Here is a 16,064-nt window from a genome sequence, read left to right on the forward strand (position 1 = left end):
ACGATAGGGCGCGACGGCCGGGACCGCTCGTCGAGACGGGGCAGACTGTCGCCCGTGACCCGGGTGCGTGCGTGGCTGGACCCGCAGGTGATCGTGGTCCTGGCAGGGCTGGTCGTGGGGCTCCTGCTGCCTGCGACGGGTCGCGCCGCGGATGTCGTCGAGACGGTCCGCACGGCAGCGATCGTGCTCCTGTTCTTCCTGTACGGCGCACGGATGGCGACCCGCGAGGTCTGGGACGGCCTGCGTCACGTGCGCCTGCAGGGCCGGATGCTCGCGGCGACGTACGTGGTGTTCCCCGCGTTCGGGCTCCTGCTCCAGCTGGTCCCCGGGCTCGACGCCGAGGCGAAGCGCGGTCTGCTCTTCCTGAGCCTGCTCCCGTCGACGGTCCAGTCGTCGGTCGTGTTCACCTCGATCGCGCGGGGCAACGTGGCGGCCGCGCTCACGGGTGCCACGATCTCGAACCTGGTCGGCATCGTGCTGACGCCGCTCCTGGTCGGGCTCCTGCTCGTGCAGACGAACGGGACGATCGACGCCACGGACATCGTCCTCCAGCTGTTGCTGCCTTTCGCGGTCGGGCAGCTGGTCCAGCCGTGGACCGGACCGTGGCTCCGGAGCCACCCGAGCCTGACCCGGACGACGGACCGTGCGACGATCGCGCTCGTTGCGTACGTCTCCGTGAGCCAGGCGACGGGCTCGGGCGCCTGGGACCACGTCACGGTGCCCGCGCTCGTCGCGCTCGTCGGTGTCAGCGCCCTCCTGCTCGCCGCGATGCTCTCGATCACCTGGGCGGGTGGGCGGCGACTGGCCGTCGGTGACCGCATCGCCCTGCTCATGGTCGGCTCGAAGAAGAGCGTGGCCACCGGCCTTCCTATGGCTGCGGTGCTCTTCACACCGGCCGTCGCGGCGGGCGTCACGCTGCCGGTGATCGTCTTCCACCAGCTGCAGCTCGCGACGTGCGCGGTGCTGGCGCGCCGTCTCGCAGCCCGCGTCGAGTAGCGTTTCCCCGGCAACCCTCGACCCGTACGGAAACATCAGGAGCCTCGTGCCCGACGTCCCCGCCGTCATCCCGAAGCCGGCACGCCTGGAAGCGACGGGCGGCGACCCGTTCGTGTTCTCCGAGACGACCACGGTCGTCGTCAACGGGCGTTCCGACCTCATCGCCATCGCGGTCCTGGCCGCCGACCTGCTGGGGCGCGTGAGCGGGCGGACGATCGAGATCCGCTACGCCGAGTCGGATGCGCCCGACGTCGTGCGCCTGCGTCTGACGGGGCCGGAGGGCGCCGAGGACGACGAGTCCTACAAGCTGGTCTCGAACGCGGGTCGGGTGGACCTCGAGGCCCGGTCGCCCGCCGGTCTGGTCCGCGCGATCGTGACCCTGCGTCAGCTGATGACGGCGGCGCCGGACGGCACCCTCCAGGTCCCGGCGTTGCGCGTCGAGGATGCGCCGCGGTACCGGTGGCGCGGGCTGTCGATCGACGTCGCCCGGCACTTCGTCGCCAAGCGGGACCTCAAGGTGATCCTCGGGCTGATGGCCCACTACAAGCTCAACGTCCTGCACCTGCACCTGACGGACGACCAGGGCTGGCGCCTGCAGGTGCGCTCGCGCCCGCAGCTGACGCGGCTGTCGAGCAGCACGTCGGTCAACGGCGACCCCGGCGGCTTCTACACGGCCGACGACTACGCCGAGATCATCGCGTTCGCCGCGGTCCGCGGGATCCGGGTGGTGCCGGAGGTCGACGTCCCGGGGCACGTCAACGCGGCGACGCACGCCTACGGCAACCTCACCCCGAGCGGCGAGCCCACCGACGCGTACCTCGGCATCGAGGTCGGGTTCAGCCGCCTCTACGCGGACCTGCCCGCGACCGGTGACTTCCTGCGCGAGGTGTTCGCCGACGTGGCGGCGATGACCCCCGGCGACTACGTGCACATCGGCGGCGACGAGGTGCTGACGATGGAGGCCGACGAGTACGCCAGCCTCGTCGCGACGGCCGCCGCGGCGGTCCGCGCAGCGGGCAAGAAGGTCGTCGGGTGGCAGGAGATCGCGCACACGCCGCTCGAGCCCGGCACGGTCGTGCAGTACTGGGACACGCGGGTGGACCCGGAGCCCTTCGTCGAGGCGGCGGCCGCGGGTGCGCTGTTCCTGATGTCACCCGGCTCCCAGGCGTACCTCGACATGAAGTACGACCCGAGCACCGTGCTGGGCCTGGAGTGGGCGGGGTACATCGAGCTGCGCGACGCCTACGACTGGGAGCCCTCGACCCTCATCCCGGGCGTTCCCGAGGCGTCCGTCATCGGCGTCGAGGCAGCCGTGTGGACCGAGACGCTGCGTGACCTGCCGGCACTGACGTCCATGCTGCTGCCGCGCCTGGCCGCGATCGCCGAGGTCGCGTGGACCGCGCCCGAGCAGCGCGACTGGTCGGACTTCCGCACGCGGGTCGCCGGCCAGGGTGCGTTCTGGGACCGCCTCGGCCTGTCCTGGTACCGCAGCCCTCAGGTCGACTGGTAGCGAGCCCGGGGCAGGAGCTCCGGGTCAGACCCAGGTCCTCAGCCACATGTGCGCGTGCCAGAAGTCGTACGGCACCACCCACGCGCTCCAGATCGGGTAGAAGAACGCGCTGACCAGCACGATCAGTCCGACGAGCACGCCGCAGCCGACGATCGCACGTCGTCTGCCGACGGGTTCGAGGTCCTTGGGACCGACCATGAGGCCGATCACGTAGGTCAGGGTCAGGACGACCCACGGCGTGAAGACGATCGCGTAGAACGTGAAGATCGTGCGGTGCGAGTAGGCGAACCACGGGAGCCAGCCCGCGACGATGCCGGACAGCACCGCGCCGGCGCGCCAGTCGCGGTACCGGATCAGCCAGACGAGGGCGACCAGGATCGCGGCGGCCGCGCACCACCACAGGACCGGGTTCCCCAGCGCCGTGATCGCCTGCGAGCAGTTGTCCGACCCGCACGCGTCCTGCGCCTGCTGGCCGGTCAGCCCGGAGATCTCCGTCGGGTAGAAGAACGACGTGGGCCGCCACTGGACGATCCAGCCCAGTGGGTGCGCCGCGTACGAGTGCGGCGTCTCCAGACCGTTGTGGAACGCCCACATGTCCTGGTGGTACTTCCAGAACGACCGCAGCGTCGACGGCAGCCATTGCACGCCCTCGCCAGGGTGCTGCTCGGCCCACTGCCGTCCGTACGACTCGGGATGCGTGAACCAGGTCCACCAGCTGGCGACGTAGACGGCCAGGGCGATGAGCACCATCGAGACGCCCGCGATCAGGCCGTCCTTGACGATCCCGGCCCAGACCCACTGACGGACGCCCGCGGTGCGCCGCGCGGTGATGTCCCAGAGCACGCTGAGCAGCCCGAAGACCGCGAGGAAGTACATGGCCGACCACTTGGTGCCCAGGCCGAGCCCGAGCAGCACCGCTGCCGCGATCCGCCACCAGCGCACCCCGAGCCCGGGTCCCCAGCCGAGCGGTGCGCCTACGTCGAGCATCACCGCGGTGCGTTCCGCCAACCGCCGTCGCGCCTGGTCGCGGTCGAGCAGGAGCGCCCCGAACGCGGCGAGCATGAAGAACATCAGGAACGGGTCCAGCAGCGAGACGCGCGACAGGACGATCGCCTCGCCGTCGACCGCGAGCAGCAGGCCGGCCAGCGTGCCCAGGGCCGTCGACGCGAAGAGGCGCCGCCCGATACGCGCGACCATCAGCACGGCGAGCGTGCCGCAGACGGCCGCCGAGAGCCGCCACGCGCTCGAGCTCCCGATGCCGCCGCCGACGTGGATCCCGAGCGCGATGAGCCACTTGCCCACCTGTGGGTGCACGACGTACTCGCCGCTCGTGCCCAGGCCGCTGACGTCCCCGGACTCGAACGCGGGGTTCGGGTTGTCCGCCCAGTTCGCCTCGTAGCCGTGGACCAGCAACGACCAGGCGTCCTTGACGTAGTACGTCTCGTCGAACACGAGCCTGTGCGGGCGGCCGAGGTCCCAGAACCGCAGGAGGCCCGCCAGGACGGTCACGGCGAGCGGCCACAGCCACCCCTTGAGCCGCGCACCCGGGGCGTCGTCGAGGGTGAGCGTGTCGGTGCCGAGCAGGGAGCGCAGGAGCCGGGGGCGGTTCTCCTCGAGCGCAAGCTCCGGACCGGTCTCGCCCTGATCGAGGGGCGTCGGGTCCGACGGCCACGGCGACCGCGGGGTGTCGGTGGTGCTCGCGCCGTGCGGTGCGCCGTAGAGCGCGGCCCACGGAACCGCGACCGGCGGCGTGGTGTCGGCGGGCGGCGGCGCGGCGTCGTCTTCGGAGGGCGGCACGCCGTCATCGTAGGGGCGGCGGCTGTACCCGACGGTGCAGGTGGCAGGCTGACCGGGTGGATGCACCCTCACTCGGCCGGCTCGTGCTCGCCGCAACCCCCATCGGCAACGCGGAGGACGCTTCCGCGCACCTGCGCCGGCTGCTCGCGGAGGCCGACGTCGTGGCCGCGGAGGACACCCGCCGCCTGCGCGCGCTGGCCTCCCGGCTGGACGTGACGATCGGTGGGCGCGTCGTCAGCCACCACGAGCACAACGAGTCGTCGTCGTCCGCGGACCTGCTGGCCGTCGTGGCCGGCGGCGGCACAGTCGTCGTCGTCACCGACGCCGGAATGCCGGCCGTCTCCGACCCGGGCTTCCGCGTGGTCACGGCGGCCGTCGCCGCCGGTCTGCCCGTCACCGCCGCGCCCGGGCCGAGCGCGGTCCTCACGGCGCTGGCGCTGTCCGGTCTGCCGACCGACCGGTTCTGCTTCGAGGGGTTCCCCCCGCGCAAGCCGGGGGAGCGCGCTCGGTCCTTCGAGCTCCTGGCCGACGAGCGCCGCACGATGATCTTCTTCGAGGCGCCGCACCGTCTGGACGACACCCTCGCAGCGATGGCCGAGGCGTTCGGCGCGGACCGGCCCGCCGCGGTGTGCCGCGAGCTGACCAAGACGTACGAGGAGATCCGACGAGGGCCGCTGGCCGACCTGCTCGCCTGGGCGCAGGCGGACCAGGTGCGCGGTGAGATCGTCGTCGTGGTCGGTGGTGCGTCGGGCGCGGTCGAGCTGTCCACCGCCGACCTCGTCGCCGAGGTCCTGTCACGGGCCGACCTCGGAGAGCGCCTCAAGGACGCCGTCGCCGAGGTCGCGGCGGCCGCCGGCGTCCCGAAGCGGGAGCTGTACGCGGCGGCACTGGCAGCGAAGTCCCGCTGAACCACAAAGTTCGACCATCGAATGAAGTGGCTCGAATCGTTACGATGAACGCGTGCACGCAGCCCACCCGCCGCTCGAGGAGTCGTACGACGGCACCCACCCCGTCCGCACGCTCGGCCACCTCTTTCGCCCGCAGCGGCGCCGCATGGTCGTCGCGGCGCTCGCCTTCACCGCCAAGCACTCACCGATCTGGGTCATCCCCGCGCTGACCGCGAACGTGATCGACGTCGTGGTCCAGCACCAGCCCCTGCGCCAGCTGTGGATCGCGGCGGCGCTCATGGCGCTCGTCGTCGCGCAGAACCTCCCGCTCGCCAACGTGTACAACCGGCAGCTCTCGATCGCGGTGCGCACGGTGGAGACGAACCTGCGGATGGCGCTGTCGCGGCGGCTCCAGGAGCTCTCGATCGGCTACCACCGCCGGATGAGCGCCGGGGTGCTGCAGGCGAAGATCGTGCGCGACGTCGAGAACGTGGTGGAGAGCAGCCGCCAGACGTTCGACTCGGGCATGGCGGCGATCACCACGCTGGCCGGCGCACTGGTCATCACCGCCTTCCGCGTGCCCGAGTTCCTGCCGGTGTTCGCGCTCGCGGTCCCGGCGTCGGCGGCGCTCGTCGTCTCGATGCGGCGACGCATGACGTCGCGCAACGCCGACTTCCGCGCGCAGGTCGAGCGGATGTCCGCGCGCGTCAGCGAGATGACCCACCTGATCCCGATCACCCGCGCGCACGCCCTGGAGCGCGACGAGCTGGACCGCATGGACGCGACGCTCGGCGACGTGCGGGACGCCGGCATCCGGCTGGACATCACGAACGGCCGGTTCGGCGCGATGTCCTGGACGGCGATGCAGCTGCTGTCGGTCGGGTGCCTCGTCGGCGCCGCCTGGGTCGCGTGGTCCGGGCTGTGGGGCATGTCCGCGGGCGACGTGACGATGCTGAGCAGCTACTTCGTGGCGCTGACCGCCTCGGTGACCGCCCTGATGAGCCTCGCCCCCGTGATCACCAAGGGCCTGGAGTCGGTGCGGTCCATGTCCGAGGTGCTCACCGAGCCGGACCTGGAGCGCAACGCAGGCAAGGCGACGGTCGAGCAGGTGCGCGGTGACGTCGACTTCGAGCACGTCACGTACCGGTACGACGACGCTCCGGACGAGGTCGCGGTCGAGGGCCTCGACCTGCACGTGCGCGCGGGGGAGACGATCGCGCTGGTCGGACCCTCGGGCTCGGGCAAGTCGACGGTGCTCAACATGGTGATCGGGTTCCTGACGCCGGCGTCGGGCCGGATCCTGCTGGACGGTCGGGACATGGCCGACCTCGACCTGCGCTCCTACCGGCGGTCGCTCGCGGTGGTCCCGCAGGAGTCGCTCCTGTTCGAGGGGACGGTCCGCGACAACGTCACCTACGGCAGCCCCGACCTGACCGACGAGGTCGTCCACGACGCCCTGCGGGACGCCAACGCGCTCGAGTTCGTCGAGCAGATGGGTGGCCTGGACGCGGTGATCGGCGAACGCGGTGCCCGCCTGTCGGGCGGGCAGCGACAGCGGCTGGCGATCGCCCGCGCGCTGGTCCGTGACCCGCGGATCCTCGTGCTCGACGAGGCGACGTCGGCGCTCGACACCGCGTCGGAACGGCTCGTGCAGGAGGCGCTCGGGCGGCTCATGTCGGGCAGGACCACGTTCGTCGTCGCGCACCGACTGTCCACCATCCGCGGTGCCGACCGCATCGCGTTCATGCGCGCGGGCAGGCTCGTCGAGATCGGCTCGCACGACGAGCTCGTCGCGACGGGGGGCGCCTACGCGGAGCTCGACCGCCTGACGAGCGTCCCGGGCTAGCGACCGCGAACATCATCCGTCCGACATGTGAGATTCCTTGACAGCATGTGGACTGGTGCTCAGACTCGTCTCATGTCCATCGCCACACCCGTGCCAGTGACCCCGCGTGCCGCGGGTTCCGTCGACGTCGCGTCGACGCACGAGTGTCTCTGTCGAATGTGTTTCTGACGACCCAGTCGTCCCGGTCCCCGCAGCTCTAGCGAGCCCACGAAGGCGTTCACGCCTGGTCGGTGGAAGTGGGACCTGACCCGCCGCCTCGCGGCGCAGCCCGCCACCGTGCATCCCGTGACCCGGGGACGGAGCGGACCGACACGTCTCGCAGAACGACCCGATGGAGCCGACATGCTCGACCACACCCGTATCGACGTCCTTCCGATCCAGGAGGCTGTCGCCACCGCCTCGCCCAGCGCGTGGCGCGACGGCATCGCCGTGTCCCGCAACCAGGACGTGCTGACCGTCGCCCTGCTGGACGGCCAGGTCACGGCCCTGACCACCCGCGCGACGCCCGCGCCGGGGGAGCCCGTGGCGGTGCACCCCGTCGCGGAGCTGGTCGCGGTCGGGGGCGCGTGGTACTCCGCGCGCAGCCTGGCCGTCCAGGACGCCGGGGTCGCGCGCCGGCCGACCGTCTCCTAGGTCAGGCCGTCTGCATCGACTAGGTCAGGCAGTCTGCATCGACGACATCGCCGACGAGCACGCGGCGACCATCGCCCGGCACGCCGACGCGCAGATGCGGCAGTGCTCGGACATGGCGGCGTGCATGTCGCACTCCGCGGCGCAGGCCTCGCCCATCGCCATGCACGCGGTCATCATCGACGTCATGACGCCCATGTCGTAGCCGGCCGGGCGCATCATCATCCGCATCATCGTCGTGGCCACGTCCGCCGTGTTCATGCACATGGACGCACATCGGCCCATGCCCTCCCCGCCGTCCGCGTCGGCGCACATCGTGGCCGCCATCGCCGCCGCGGAGCACGCCTCCACGCAGCCCTGCATCATCGACATGTCCATGCCCGACATGCCGGCCGTCCCCTGCATCGACATGGACTTCATCATGTCCGCCATCATGCTCATCGCTGCTCGCCCGCTCTCGTCCGCACCGTGGTTCCTGGTCCGTTCGACGTTACGCCGCGAGCCCGCACCGACGCCACGGTCCCAGAGGTCGAGTGGTCGGGGCCTAGAAGAACACGGCGTCCCGCGGACCGACCGGGTGGCGGAACGTCGACCACACCCACCACTGGGCCGCGAGCAGCACCGGCACGCACGCCGCGAGCACCAACCCGAGCCCGGACGCGCTCGCGGCGCTGTCGGCCAGCGCGGGCCAGAGGCCGACGGCCGCGGCGACCACCGGCAGGGCTCCCGCGACGACGACCGCGAGGCGGGCCGAGGAGAGGTGTCGGACCGCGAGCAGCCGCCGCGCGACGAGCAGGCTCCCGGCCGCCCCGACGATGAGGATCGGGGGGACGATCGCGCAGGCGACGTGCGCGGCCGGGACGAGGATGCCGTACCCGATCGCGCACACGGCGAGCAGCGTCGCCGCGCGCGGGAGGGCGCGCACCGCGACGTCGAGCGCGCGTTCGCGCACCACGGACGACGTCCGGGTGGCGACGAACACCGACCCGAGCACCCGCGTCGTCGCCACGGCGGTGACCGCGGCCAGCGTCGGCACGATCGCCCGCGAGGCGAGCGGCAGCCCGGGCAGCCAGGCGAGCGCGGCCCCGAGCAGGGCACCGGCGGCGGCCGGGAGGGCTACCGACGCGACGACCACGACGCGTTCCCAGAAGGATCTCCAGCCGGGCGCCGGGCGCCGGCTGCGCAGCCAGACGCCCGCGTCGCGCAGCACCCACGCGACCAGCAGCGCGATCACGAGCGGATAGGCGACGAACCACAGCTCGGCCTCGAACGTCGCGAAGCCCGCCAGCAGGACGCCGACGCCCGCGATCAGCCAGACCTCCCCGGACAGCAGGAAGGGTCCGAGCGCGGTCAGGACGGTGCGCCGTTCAGCGGGTGTCGCGCCGACCCGTCGCAGCGTCGCGCCGAGGCCCTGGTTGGCGCCGTCGAGCACCGCCCAACCGGCGAACGCACCCGTGAGCAGGATGATCCAGAGGGCGGTCACCGGGACGCCTCCGCGAACTCGAGGACCTCGGGGGGTGCTCCGAGGGTCGGTTCCTGCGGGCCGCGCCGTGCCAGACGTGCGAGGACAGCCCAGTCGACGACCGCGAGCGCCGCGATGAGTCCGACGAGCACCCCGAGCGAGACGAGGACGGTGGTCGGCGTGTGTGCGGACGCGGCGTCGGAGGTCTTCAGGACGCCGACGACCACCCACGGCTGCCGCCCGATCTCGCGCGCGAGCCAGCCGAGGATCGCGATCACGAACGGCACGGGGATGACGAGCGTGAGGAAGCCGTAGATCGTGTTGCGCAGTCCGCGCGGGAGCCGGAACAAGGTCCCGCCGGGCATGAGCGCCAGCATCGGGAACGCGCCGAGGAACAGGGCGAACCCGCCGAGGACCATGACACCGAGCGCGACGCCGACCACGGAGCTCGGGTTGGTCTCGCCGAGATACCCGAACTGCGAGAACCCGAAGCCGACGGCGAGCAGCGCACCGACGGCACCGACCACCACGCCCGTGCGCAGCGAGCGCTGGAAGAGCTCGTCGTGACCCGTCTGCCGACGCAGGTGCCACGCGCTGATCCCGATGACGACGAACGCGCCGGCCACCAGGCACGCGCCGACGACGTGCCCGAGCGAGAGCACGGCAGCGGGGTTGAGCACGAGGGCGGCGGTGTCGGTGATGTGGGCGACGCCGTCGACCAGCTCGTAGCCGACCGGGTGGCGCAGGAAGCCGTTGGCCACCATGACCGCGAACGCCGAGGCGTACCCGGTGAGGACGACGAGCCAGAACACGATCGTGTGCACCCCGCGGTTCAGCTGGTGCCAGCCGAAGATCCAGAGCCCGAGGAGCGTCGACTCCAGGAAGAACGCGACCATCGTCTCGACCGCCAGCGGCGCACCGAAGACCTCGCCGGCCACGTCGAGCAGGCCGGGGAAGTGCAGCCCGAACTGGAGCTCGAGCAGGATCCCCGCGACGATGCCGAGCCCGTAGTTCACCAGGTAGAGCTGGCCCCAGAACCGCGTCGCTCGCTCCATGACGATCGAACCGGTGAACGCCCAGCGGGTCTGGAAGATCGCGACCACCGGGCCGAGTCCGAGCGTCACCAGCACGAACAGGAAGTGGATGCCGGCAAGCAGCGCGAACTGCACGCGGGAGACGTCGACAGTGGTCACCCGGCTGACGCTAGGCCCACGCACAGGCGCCCGGACCGGTTCCCAGGGCAAGACCGGGGCTGGTTCCGGGTGGTCCCCGAGCGGCGGGTCAGGGTGCTCCCGGAGTGCGTCGCTGCTCGGAGCGTGCTGGGCTGGACCATGGCTCGGGGACGCAGCATCGCGGCGGTCGCGGTGCTGCTGGTTGCGCTCGCGGGCTGCTCGCCGGACGAGCGCGTCGCGCCGAGCCCGACGAGCACCGCGATCGTCCCCGACAAGTCGACGGCGCCCACCCCTGCGGTCCCGTCCGAGACGCCCGTCGCACCCAGCCCTGCCGGGACGGTCGCGTCGGTCGCCGACGTCGTCACGGGCCTCGACGTGCCCTGGGGTCTGGCGTTCCTGCCCGGCGGGCGGGCCGTGGTGACGCTGCGTGACGCGGCCCAGCTGATCGTCGTGGACGGCTCCGGGGCCGTCACGCCGGTCACCGGACCGGGTGCGGACCAGCTCGGTCAGATCGTGCGGCCCAGCGGGGAGGGCGGTCTGCTCGGGGTCGCGGTGCTCGACGTGCACCCCACGTCCGTCGACCTCGTGCTCTACGCGACCGCGGCCGACGACAACCGCGTGCTGCGCGGCACGCTCCAGGGCCACGTGCTCGGTGAGCTGACGCCGATCGTCACGGGCATCCACAAGGCGGGCAACCACGACGGTGGCCGGCTCGCGGTCGGCCCGGACGGCTACCTCTACGTGACCACGGGCGACGCCAGCGACCGCCCGAGCTCCCAGGACCCGAGCAGCCTCAACGGGAAGATCCTGCGAGTGACCGCCGATGGTGCTCCGGCACCGGGCAACCCGTTCGGCACGGCGGTCTGGAGCTTCGGGCACCGCAACGTCCAGGGTCTCGGGTGGGCCGACGACGGCCGGATGTTCGCCTCGGAGTTCGGCCAGGACACCTGGGACGAGCTCAACGTCATCGAGCCGGGCAGCAACTACGGCTGGCCGGACGTCGAGGGGGTCGGCGGGGTCGGCGGGTTCGTGGACCCCGTGGCCACGTGGGCCACGGACGACGCCTCGCCCAGCGGCCTCGCGGTCACCGCCGACGCCGTCTACCTGGCCGGGCTCAAGGGCGCGCGGCTCTGGCGGGTCCCGCTGACCTCCGACGGCGTCGGCACCCCGGTGTCGCTCCTCGAGGGGCAGTTCGGCCGCCTGCGTGCCGTCGAGGTGGCCCCGGACGGGTCGTTGTGGGTGCTCACGAACAACACGGACGGCCGCGGCGACCCGCGCCCGGGCGACGACCGGATCCTGCGGGTGGCGATCGGCTGACCCGCACCTCGGTCGGTGAACGGCGCGAACCCGGCACCCTCGCGTGCAAATAGGATCGGGCGCATGTCCCGCATCCTGTCTGCCGTCGCATGGCCCTACGCGAACGGCCCCCGCCACATCGGTCACGTCGCCGGCTTCGGTGTCCCGTCGGACATCTTCAGCCGATACATGCGGATGGCGGGCAACGAGGTGCTGATGGTCTCCGGGACCGACGAGCACGGGACGCCGATCCTGGTGCTCGCCGAGCAGGAGGGCGTCGGCCCGCAGGAGCTCGCTGACCGGTACAACCGCGTCATCGTCGAGGACCTGACCAACCTCGGGCTGTCGTACGACCTGTTCACGCGCACCACGACGCGGAACCACTACGCGGTCGTGCAGGAGATGTTCCGCACGGTGCACAAGAACGGCTACATGATCGAGCAGTCGACCATGGGTGCCATCTCCCCGAGCACCGGCCGCACGCTGCCGGACCGGTACGTCGAGGGCACCTGCCCGATCTGCGGCTACGACGGCGCCCGCGGCGACCAGTGCGACAACTGCGGCAACCAGCTGGACGCGATCGACCTCATCAACCCGCACAGCCGGATCAACGGCGAGACACCGAAGTTCGTCGAGTCCAACCACTTCTTCCTCGACCTGCCGGCGTTCGCGTCCGCGCTCGAGGCGTGGCTCAGGACCCGCACGGACTGGCGCCCGAACGTCCTGAACTTCTCGCTGAACCTCATCGACGACCTGCGCCCGCGCGCCATGACGCGGGACATCGACTGGGGCATCCCGGTGCCGCTGGAGGGCTGGGAGACCAACCCGAACAAGCGGCTCTACGTGTGGTTCGACGCCGTCATCGGCTACCTGTCGGCGTCGATCGAGTGGGCGCGCCGGTCCGGCGACCCGGACGCCTGGCGCCCGTTCTGGAACGACCCCACGGCCCTGAGCTACTACTTCATGGGCAAGGACAACATCACGTTCCACTCGCAGATCTGGCCGGCGGAGCTGCTCGCCTACGACGGCGGCGGCACGCGCGGCGGGTCGCCGGGGCCCCTCGGGACGCTGAACCTGCCCACTGAGGTGGTCTCGAGCGAGTTCCTCACCATGGAGGGCAAGCAGTTCTCCTCGTCGCGCGGTGTCGTCATCTACGTGCGGGACGTCCTGTCCCGCTACCAGCCGGACGCGCTGCGCTACTTCCTGTCGGTCAACGGCCCCGAGAACCAGGACTCGGACTTCACGTGGGCGGACTTCAAGACGCGCACCAACACCGAGCTCGTCGCGGGCTGGGGCAACCTCGTCAACCGGACCGCCAGCATGATCGCCAAGAACTTCGGCGAGATCCCTGCGCAGGGTGCGCTGCAGCCCGTGGACCAGGCGTTGCTCACGACGACGGCTGCGGGGTTCGGGAAGGTCGGCGAGCTGCTCGGCGGCCACCGCAACAAGGCCGCGATCGGCGAGGCGATGCGGGTGGTCCAGGAGGCCAACCGCTACATCTCCGAGACCGAGCCGTGGAAGCTGACCACCGACCGCGACCGCCTGGGCACGGTGCTGCACACGGCCGCACAGGCGGTCAGCGACGCCAACACGCTCCTCGCGCCGTTCCTGCCGCACTCCGCCCAGCAGGTGCACGAGGTCCTCGGCGGGACGGGCGTGTTCTCGCCCCTGCCGCGCATCGACGAGGTCACCGACCTGGACGACGACTCGCGCCACTACCCGATCATCACGGGTGACTACGAGCTCGGCCGGACCGTCGCGCCGTGGGCGTCGAAGCCGCTGGTGCCCGGCACCCAAGTGGCCAAGCCGACGCCCGTCTTCACCAAGCTCGACGACTCGATCGTCGAGGAGGAGCTCGACCGGCTGCGCCAGGCCTGATGGCCCGCTCGAAGACGGAGCGCGGCTGGCCGGCGCCCCCGGAGCCGCTGCCTCTCGCGGTCGTCGACAACCACACGCACCTCGACTCGGTGCTCGGCTGGCGGGCAGACGGGTGGGAGACGGCCGCCGACCTCGGCTCCCAGCTCGAGCGCGCTGCGTCCGTCGGCGTGACCCGGATGGTCCAGGTGGGCTGCGACCTCGAGGCGCTCGAGTGGACCTCGGCGGTCGTCCGGTCCCACGACGCGCTGCTGGGCGCCGTCGCGATCCACCCGAACGAGGCCGTGCGGCACGCGGGCGTCCGGGAGGTCGCGGCCGACGGGCTCGACCCGGAGGAGCCGTACGACGTGACCCTCGACGACGCGATCGCACGCGTCGCGTCGGTCGCGCGGGGGAACGACCGCATCCGCGCGATCGGAGAGACGGGCCTGGACCACTTCCGGGCGGGTCCGGCGGGCCGGGCGGTCCAGCGGGAGGCGTTCCGGGCGCACATCGCGCTGGCCAAGGAGCTCGGCCTGGCGCTGCAGATCCACGACCGGGACGCGCACGACGAGGTGGTCGAGGTGCTGCTCGCCGACGGCGCCCCTGACCGGACCGTCTTCCACTGCTTCTCGGGCGACGCGGCCCTCGCGCGCCTCGCCGTGTCTCAGGGCTGGTTCCTGTCGTTCGCCGGACCGGTGTCGTTCGGCCCGAACGAGGCGCTGCGGGACGCGCTGCGCGAGGTCCCGCCGTCGCAGCTGCTCGTCGAGACCGACGCTCCGTACCTGACGGTGCACCCGTTCCGTGGGCGGCCCAACGCGCCGTACCTGCTGCCGGGCACCGTGCGCACGGTCGCGCAGGTCACGGGCCGCTCGCTGGAGGACGTCTGCGCGTCGGTCTCCGCGACGTCCGAGGCGGTCTACGGCCCGTGGTGAGCGAAGCCCGGGTCGCCCGTACCCACAGGTACCGCAACTCGGACACCGGGTTTCCGGGATGATCACGGATCGGTTACGGTCGGACCGTCGTCCAGGACGGCACCCCACAGCAGCAGACCGAGGAGCCACCGCGTGAGTCCAGCCGAGGAGAGAGTGACCACTCGTCGCCTCGTGCCTCGTGGACGCCTGAGCCGCCTCGTCGCGCAGGCCGCCGTGCTCGCCATCGTCGCGGGGGTGACCAGCGCGTTCGCCGTCCTACACAAGCAGGTGACGGTCGACGTCGACGGCAGGCCCGTCCAGGTCGAGGCCTTCGGTCGAACGGTCGCCGACGTCCTGGCCAGCGGCGGGATCGCTGTCGGCGAGGGCGACCTCGTGGCGCCGTCCCTGGGGGAGCCGATCTCGTCCGACGCGCAGATCGTCGTGCGGCACGGTCGCAACCTCGCCGTCGAGGTGGACGGCGCGGAGCGCAAGGTCTGGACGACCGCGCTCACCGTCGGTGAAGCGATCGACGGCCTCGGGCTCCGAGACGACGAGGTGCGCCTCTCGGCGTCGCGCTCGTCCGCTCTCGGTCGCAGCACCCTGAGGGTCTCGACTCTCAAGACGATCCATCTCGTGGTCGACGGCGCGGTGATCGACGGCGTGAGCAGCGCCGCGACCGTCCGGGACGCGCTCAAGGACATCGGGCTCGTGCTCGAGGAGGGCGACCAGGTCTCCGTCCCGCTCGACTCGACGTCCGTCGACGGGCTCATGGTCCTGGTGACTCGGGCGAGCACCACCGCCACGACCGTGACGGAAGCCGTGCCGTTCGAGTCGACCGAGGTCCAGGACTCCTCGTCCATCAAGGGCACCAAGGTCATCACGACCAAGGGCAAGGCAGGCGTCAAGACCACCACGTACGAGCTGCAGGTCGTCGGCGGAGTCGTCACCGGACGCACGCCGATCGCGTCGGTCCTGACCGTCCCGCCCGTCACCCAGGTGACGAAGGTGGGTACGCAGGAGCTGCCCGACCCGAGCATCGTCGTCGTGGCACCGGGCACCGCGCAGGCCCTCGGCAAGGAGCTCGCAGCCGCCCGCGGCTGGGGCGACGACCAGTTCGCCTGCCTCCTGACGCTCTGGAACAAGGAGAGCGGCTGGCGCGTCAACGCGGCCAACAGGTCCTCCGGTGCGTACGGCATCCCGCAGGCCCTGCCGGGCTCGAAGATGGGCTCCGTCGGTGCCGACTGGCAGACCAACCCGGCAACCCAGATCACCTGGGGCCTGAACTACATCGAGGCCCGCTACGGCAACCCCTGCGGCGCCTATGCCGCGCACCAGTCCAAGGGCTGGTACTGACGCACCCGGTTCACGGGTAGCGATGTTCACGAGATCTCCCCGTTCGGCGTCTGCGTCGCGCTGACGTGCAGGGATGGCCCGAAGATCCGCGTGATCATCGGCCTGAGGGGCCGCCGGGACAGGTGTTCCGGGCGACGGATTTTGCCAACTTGGTCACGAGACGGTTACGGTCGGGACGCTCTTCTAGCTGGACGGTGGCCCATGTGGGCCCGCCATCCGTGATCGAGGAGCCGACGGGGCCCGTGCTCGATGGGCCGCCGTGACGGCCGGATCGGGGATCCGGGACCGACGGTTGACGCCTCCCTCCAGGCGTCTGCACGAGTCGCAGTCCGGGCTCACCGGCGGGT

13 protein-coding genes are annotated in these 16,064 nt (G+C 71.6%); 9 read left to right on the forward strand and 4 right to left on the reverse strand.

The window, feature by feature from the left end; genetic code table 11:
• Positions 1 to 54: 54 nt before the first annotated feature.
• The gene (locus AC1DPN_RS08555) at positions 55 to 996 is read left to right on the forward strand and encodes a bile acid:sodium symporter family protein (RefSeq protein WP_477084307.1); all 942 of its coding nucleotides are present in this window, start codon (positions 55 to 57) and stop codon (positions 994 to 996) included.
• Positions 997 to 1,042: 46 nt separating this feature from the next.
• Entirely contained in the window at positions 1,043 to 2,506 is a 1,464-nt protein-coding gene (locus AC1DPN_RS08560; RefSeq protein WP_477084308.1) for a family 20 glycosylhydrolase, read from the forward strand.
• Positions 2,507 to 2,530: 24 nt separating this feature from the next.
• Here the strand turns inward: AC1DPN_RS08560 and AC1DPN_RS08565 are convergent, their stop codons facing one another.
• Positions 2,531 to 4,303, reverse strand: a complete 1,773-nt coding sequence (locus tag AC1DPN_RS08565) for a dolichyl-phosphate-mannose--protein mannosyltransferase (RefSeq protein ID WP_477084309.1) — start codon at positions 4,301 to 4,303, stop codon at positions 2,531 to 2,533.
• Between the two features lie 56 nt (positions 4,304 to 4,359).
• Between AC1DPN_RS08565 and rsmI the strand changes: the two genes are divergently transcribed.
• The 3 genes from rsmI (at position 4,360) to AC1DPN_RS08580 (ending at position 7,669) form a co-directional block, all read left to right on the forward strand.
• Positions 4,360 to 5,211 carry a 16S rRNA (cytidine(1402)-2'-O)-methyltransferase gene (gene rsmI / locus AC1DPN_RS08570; RefSeq protein ID WP_477084310.1) on the forward strand — a complete coding sequence of 284 codons (852 nt, stop codon included), beginning with the start codon at positions 4,360 to 4,362 and terminating at the stop codon, positions 5,209 to 5,211.
• Positions 5,212 to 5,263: 52 nt separating this feature from the next.
• Positions 5,264 to 7,036: an ABC transporter ATP-binding protein gene (locus AC1DPN_RS08575; protein ID WP_477084311.1), complete on the forward strand. Its 1,773-nt coding sequence runs from the start codon at positions 5,264 to 5,266 to the stop codon at positions 7,034 to 7,036.
• A gap of 342 nt (positions 7,037 to 7,378) precedes the next feature.
• Positions 7,379 to 7,669 (forward strand): nuclease, encoded by a 291-nt coding sequence (locus AC1DPN_RS08580; protein ID WP_477084312.1) that lies wholly within the window; start codon positions 7,379 to 7,381, stop codon positions 7,667 to 7,669.
• 24 nt (positions 7,670 to 7,693) lie between these two features.
• Here AC1DPN_RS08580 and AC1DPN_RS08585 read toward each other — a convergent pair whose 3' ends face one another.
• The 3 genes from AC1DPN_RS08585 to AC1DPN_RS08595 all read right to left on the reverse strand — a co-directional run bounded on the left by AC1DPN_RS08585 (position 7,694) and on the right by AC1DPN_RS08595 (position 10,321).
• Positions 7,694 to 8,107, reverse strand: coding sequence for a four-helix bundle copper-binding protein (locus AC1DPN_RS08585; RefSeq protein WP_477084313.1), 414 nt, complete (start codon positions 8,105 to 8,107; stop codon positions 7,694 to 7,696).
• Between the two features lie 103 nt (positions 8,108 to 8,210).
• Positions 8,211 to 9,149, reverse strand: a complete 939-nt coding sequence (locus AC1DPN_RS08590) for a cytochrome d ubiquinol oxidase subunit II (RefSeq protein WP_477084314.1) — start codon at positions 9,147 to 9,149, stop codon at positions 8,211 to 8,213.
• Positions 9,146 to 10,321, reverse strand: a complete 1,176-nt coding sequence (locus AC1DPN_RS08595) for a cytochrome ubiquinol oxidase subunit I (RefSeq protein ID WP_477084315.1) — start codon at positions 10,319 to 10,321, stop codon at positions 9,146 to 9,148. The genes AC1DPN_RS08590 and AC1DPN_RS08595 overlap by 4 nt, the downstream gene beginning before the upstream one ends.
• Positions 10,322 to 10,444: 123 nt before the next feature.
• Between AC1DPN_RS08595 and AC1DPN_RS08600 the strand changes: the two genes are divergently transcribed.
• The 4 genes from AC1DPN_RS08600 to AC1DPN_RS08615 all read left to right on the forward strand — a co-directional run bounded on the left by AC1DPN_RS08600 (position 10,445) and on the right by AC1DPN_RS08615 (position 15,717).
• Positions 10,445 to 11,617, forward strand: a complete 1,173-nt coding sequence (locus AC1DPN_RS08600; protein ID WP_477084316.1) for a PQQ-dependent sugar dehydrogenase — start codon at positions 10,445 to 10,447, stop codon at positions 11,615 to 11,617.
• Positions 11,618 to 11,680: 63 nt separating this feature from the next.
• The gene (gene metG, locus AC1DPN_RS08605) at positions 11,681 to 13,474 is read left to right on the forward strand and encodes a methionine--tRNA ligase (RefSeq protein WP_477084317.1); all 1,794 of its coding nucleotides are present in this window, start codon (positions 11,681 to 11,683) and stop codon (positions 13,472 to 13,474) included.
• Complete coding sequence (locus AC1DPN_RS08610) at positions 13,474 to 14,385, forward strand: TatD family hydrolase (protein ID WP_477084318.1); 912 nt, start codon at positions 13,474 to 13,476, stop codon at positions 14,383 to 14,385. The genes metG and AC1DPN_RS08610 overlap by 1 nt, the downstream gene beginning before the upstream one ends.
• A 153-nt stretch (positions 14,386 to 14,538) precedes the next feature.
• Entirely contained in the window at positions 14,539 to 15,717 is a 1,179-nt protein-coding gene (locus AC1DPN_RS08615; protein ID WP_477084319.1) for an aggregation-promoting factor C-terminal-like domain-containing protein, read from the forward strand.
• Positions 15,718 to 16,064 lie beyond the last annotated feature (347 nt).

It is taken from the genome of Cellulomonas sp. P4_H4 (genome assembly GCF_056400865.1).